The sequence below is a fragment of the Candidatus Dormiibacterota bacterium genome (genome assembly GCA_035532035.1).
GTDB lineage: Bacteria > Vulcanimicrobiota > Vulcanimicrobiia > Vulcanimicrobiales > Vulcanimicrobiaceae > Tyrphobacter.
In genome coordinates this window covers 1-4719 of sequence record DATKRS010000018.1, presented here as the reverse complement: position 1 = coordinate 4719, position 4719 = coordinate 1, and the positions used below count along the sequence as shown (strand labels likewise).

Annotated in this window: 6 protein-coding genes; 5 read left to right on the top strand and 1 reads right to left on the bottom strand. The window is 65.0% G+C overall.

The genetic code is table 11. The features are described from left to right. Positions 1-386: hypothetical protein (locus VMV82_05615; protein HUY41028.1), on the bottom strand; the 386-nt coding region annotated here is incomplete at its 3' end. A gap of 6 nt (positions 387-392) precedes the next feature. Here VMV82_05615 and VMV82_05610 point away from each other — a divergent pair. The 5 genes from VMV82_05610 to VMV82_05590 form a co-directional block, all read left to right on the top strand. After that, on the top strand, positions 393-1652 hold the full coding sequence (locus tag VMV82_05610; protein HUY41027.1) for a phosphopentomutase: 1260 nt from the start codon (positions 393-395) through the stop codon (positions 1650-1652). A gap of 2 nt (positions 1653-1654) precedes the next feature. Next, positions 1655-2302, top strand: a complete 648-nt coding sequence (locus VMV82_05605) for a sugar transferase (protein ID HUY41026.1) — start codon at positions 1655-1657, stop codon at positions 2300-2302. Positions 2303-2309: 7 nt separating this feature from the next. Then, the gene (gene murJ, locus VMV82_05600) at positions 2310-3878 is read left to right on the top strand and encodes a murein biosynthesis integral membrane protein MurJ (GenBank protein ID HUY41025.1); all 1569 of its coding nucleotides are present in this window, start codon (positions 2310-2312) and stop codon (positions 3876-3878) included. A 68-nt stretch (positions 3879-3946) separates the two neighbouring features. Beyond that, positions 3947-4324 (top strand): MbcA/ParS/Xre antitoxin family protein, encoded by a 378-nt coding sequence (locus VMV82_05595; protein ID HUY41024.1) that lies wholly within the window; start codon positions 3947-3949, stop codon positions 4322-4324. Further along, on the top strand, positions 4318-4719 hold a 402-nt coding region (locus VMV82_05590; protein ID HUY41023.1), incomplete at its 3' end, for an RES family NAD+ phosphorylase. The genes VMV82_05595 and VMV82_05590, both read left to right, overlap by 7 nt.

The window sequence follows — 4719 nt, the reverse complement described above, 5'->3', positions numbered from 1 at the left end:
AACGACGGCAGCGGGAAGCCGAGGCCGACGAGATAGCTCGTCACGCCTTCGAAGCGCACGTACGACGTGGCGCCGACGACGGCAGTGTGCGCGGTCAAATCCGGCCGCATGCCTTGCGTGTTCGCGAAGTCGAACGTGTCGCCGGGCATCTCGCGCCCGTGCAGCGCGTGCGCGAAGTCGCTGTTGAGAAAGGTCCACCGGTCGGGCTCGGAGGTTACCGGAATGAAGTAGACGCGATTGAAGTCGAGATAATCCGAGACCGCGGCGCCGTCGTAGGAGCCGGTCGGGGTTTTTAGGTGCACGTCGCCCGCGACGAGGAAGCGATTGAGCTTCAGATCCATCGAGAAGGAGTCGCCGCTGATCTCCATGCCGTCGCTCGTGCGCACGCGCACATGTCCGTCGGCCTGAATGATGAAACGATCGTAGTAGAAGCCGATGCGATCGGCGTGAAGCCGGATCGTCGTGAGCGCGTCGGCACGGCCGCACGCAAAGCCCGCCAGGAGCGCGGCAAACCAAAGGGCGAAACGCAGCCCATGGCGCGAAGCGTGACGATCGTCTTGGATTCCGGCGGCGTGGGCGCGCTTCCCGACGCTGCCGAGTACGGCGACGCGCCCGGAGCGAACACGCTCGGCAACACGGCCCGTCACGTGGGCGGCCTCGCGATGCCGAACTTCGAACGGTTTGGCCTGGGCAACCTGACGGCGATCGCGGGCGTTCGTGCGCGAGAACGGCCGATTGCGCGCGTGGCGCGCCTGCGCGAACGCAGTCGCGGCAAGGACACGATCACGGGCCATTGGGAGATGGCCGGCATCATCACGACGGTGCCCTTTCCCACGTACCCTCACGGCTTCCCGCCCGAGGTGGTCGAAGCGTTCGCGCGCATCGCCGGCAAGGCGCCCCTCGGCAACACGACGGCATCGGGCACGGAGATCATCGAAAGGCTCGGCGCCGAGCACATGGCGACGGGCCGCCCGATCCTCTACACCTCGGCCGATTCGGTCTTCCAAGTGGCGACGCATGAGGAGATCGTTCCCCTCGCAACGCTCTACGACTGGTGCGAGCGCGCCCGCGTGATGCTCGTTGCACCCAACGCCGTCAACCGCGTGATCGCGCGCCCCTTCGTCGGCGCTCCCGGGAACTTCACGCGCACGCCCAACCGGCGCGACTACGCGATCGAACCACCGCCGTGCCTGCTCGACGAGCTCGCCGCGCGCGGCATCCCGGTCCACGCGGTCGGAAAGATCTCGGACATCTTCTGCGGCCACGGCGTGGCGACGTCGGTACGAATTTCCGACAACAGGGACGCGATGGAGCGAACCTTCGATCTCCTCGGGCGCGTCGAGCACGGCTTCATCTTCACGAACCTCAACGATTTCGACTCGAAGTACGGGCATCGCCGCAACGTGCGCGGATACGCGCACGCGCTCGAGGAGCTGGACGCTCTGATCCCGCGGCTCGAGGCGCTGCTGCGGCCCGGCGACGAGGTGATCTTCACCGCCGACCACGGCTGCGATCCGACCGCACCCGGCACCGATCACACGCGCGAGTTCGTGCCGTTCGTCCATCTCGGCCCGCACGAGGGTGCCGCGCTCGGCGAGCTTGAAGGACTCGATACCGTCGGCAACGCCGTGCGACGGGCACTGGAGGAGTAAGGGTGCAGATTGCCGTTTCGACCGCAGTCGGCGAGCGCGAGACGCCACATAGGTGGCTTCTCGCAAAGCGCGCGCTCGACGTCGTCCTCGGCAGCCTCTTCCTGGTCCTCTCGCTGCCGATAATCGCGCTCGCGTCGCTCGCGATCGTGGCCCTCGAGGGCGGCGCGCCCTTTTACGCGCAGGAGCGCGTCGGCATGAACGGCCGGCGCTTCAAGATGTTCAAGCTGCGCACGATGGTCGACGGCGCGCACGCGATGCGCGCCGATCTCTCGCACCTCAACGAAGCCGACGGCCCCGTCTTCAAGATCAGCAACGATCCGCGCTGCCATCCGCTCGGGCGCATCCTCCGGCGCACCTCGATCGACGAGCTGCCCAACTTCGTCAACGTCGTGCGCGGCGAGATGTCGCTCGTCGGCCCGCGCCCCGCGCTTCCAAGCGAGGTCGAGCACTACGATGCGTACGCGTTCCGGCGGCTCACCGTGCCGCAAGGCATCACCGGGCTGTGGCAGATCGGCGGGCGCAGCGCGCTCTCGTTCGACAGCTGGATGGAGCTCGACAATCGCTACGTCGACGAATGGACGCCGCTCGGCGATCTCGTCATCATCCTGAAGACGATCCCCGCCGTACTGCGCAAGGACGGCGCGCGTTAAGCGAACGATCGCGAGCTCCGCGCTCTTCGTCATGGGCGCGACGCTCGGCTCGACGATCCTCGGGTTCGCGCGCGAGATCGTAAGCGCCAAGTTCTACGGCACGCAGTGGCAGCTGGACACGTATCTCGCCGCGGCGATGATCCCCACGATTCTCTTCGGCGTCTTCAACGGCGCACTCGTCAGCGCGATGGTCCCGACGATCTCCGAGTATCTCGTGCGCGGCGAACGCGAGGAAGCCTGGCGGCTGGGCAGCACCGTCGTGAATCTGCTCGCCATCGTGCTCACGCTCTGTGCGGTCTTGGGCTACGTCGCAGCACCACTCTACGTTCCGGTCATCGCGCACGGGTTTCCCAAGCCCCAGATGGGCGTCGCGATTCACATGACGCGCTGGCTCATGCCGAGCATCATCGCGGTCGGGCTCTCCGGCGTCTTCTCGGGCGTTCTGAACGCCTTTCAACGCTTTCGCGCGGCCTCGATCGTCGGCATGACGCTCAACGTCGTGACGATTGCGTGCGTGGTGCTGCTCAATCACCGGCTCGGCATCTTTGCGCTCGTTGCGGGTACGGCGCTCGGTCTCGTCGCGCAGATGCTCGTGCAGATTCCCGCCCTGCTCGCACTCGGCGGCTACCGCTTCACGCTGAACCTGCGCCACCCCGGATTGAAGCGCATGTGGGGATTGCTCGGGCCGATCACCCTCGGTTCCTCGGCGGGACAGCTCGCGCTCTTCTTCGACCGGTACTTCGCCTCGACGCTTCCGGCGGGCTACATCGCCGGCATGAGCTACGCGACCAAACTCGTGAACTTTCCGCAGCAGATCTTCGCGGTCGCCATCGCAACCGTGATCTTTCCGTTGCTCGCGATGCAGTACGCGCAAGAGAACAAGGAGGGCGTTGCTCGCAGCGCGATCACCGGCTTGCGCCTCGTGAACTTCATCACGATACCGTCGGTCTGCGCGCTCATCGTGCTCGCCCACCCGATCGTGCAGACGCTCTTCGAGCGCGGGCGTTTCGGAGCGAGCTCCGTCGACCTGACGGCGGGCCTCTTGCCCTACGCGGCGGTCGGGCTGCTGGCGCTCGCAGCGAACGTCGTCTTGACGCGGTGTCTGGTCGCGTGCAGGCAGATCGTCTGGCAGGTCGGGACGGCGGTCTTCACCGTCGTGCTCAACATCGTACTCTCGATCACTTGGCTGCCGACGCTCGGCGCGCGCGGGCTGCTGCTCGCGAACTCCGTGAGCCAGACGCTGCAGATGATCGTCTTGCTGATTCTCGTCGCGCGCTTCGTCGCCGAGATCGACTGGGGCAAACTGCTCGGCTCGATGGCGAAGATCGCGGCCTGCGCGTTCGTGATGGTCGTCGTGCTGAACTGGATCGCGTCCTTGGGTGCTGCTCCGCAGGCCTCGCTCGTTTCGCGGGCGTGGTTCCTCTTCGGTCAGATCGCGATCGGCGGGCTCGTCTTCGTCGCGGTCGCGCGCATGCTCGACGTCGAGGAGCTTTCGCTTGCGTGGCGGGCGATCATGGCGAAGTTCGAGCGCAACGTCATCGTACCGCCCGAGAACCGGGACGCCCCCATCACCTGACCTTGGGCCTCCGGGCAGGGCCTCGAGTTGACCCAGGTCCTCAATGCGGCTATTATTGGACTCGAGTCATGGCAACAGCGCCCCTCGCGGTAGAAGAAAGAGCCGTTGCCCTGAAGGCATTCCAGCGTATCTGCGGACAATGGGGGCTCGACGACGACAGGCAGGCCGTCCTGCTAGCAGTTCACCCTCGCTCGATCAAGCGTTGGAAAGAGCACCCTGAGAACGCAACCCTCCATCGCGATCAGGTGGAGCGGATATCGTACGTGCTTGGCATATACAACGGACTTCACGCCATCCTCGACGAGTCGCCATTTGCCGACGAATGGATACATCGAGAGAATCGCGACTTCGGCGGGAGAACGCCATTACAGCGTATGCTCGCCGGCAACGTTGGCGATCTGGCCTTCGTTCGACACTACGTCGATGCATGGCGGGCAGGTTGGTAGCGGTCAAGATCGCGTGGCCTCGGGCACATCGTATCGTGAGTCGACAAGACGCCCCCATCAGCGCTTTCGATAAACTCGTCGACAACCCACTCGAGCTAGAGGCGCTCCTTCGCGTCGAAGCGCTAACGAATCCACTCGCTCGCGACGCCTTCAAAACGCTGCCTGCAATTCCCGTCAGCAGGAGATACAACGGCCCCCTCGCCGGACTCATCATGACGCCGTTCGTCATACCCAGAACGTCGAGATTCTCGAATGGATCCTATGGCGTGCTGTATGCCGGTTACGAAGAGAACACGGCGTTAAGGGAATCGGCCCATCACCAAAGCCTACGCCTGAATGCGTCAAAGGCCCCAGCCGGAATTGCGATCAGCATGCATGGCTTCTTGGTGGATGTC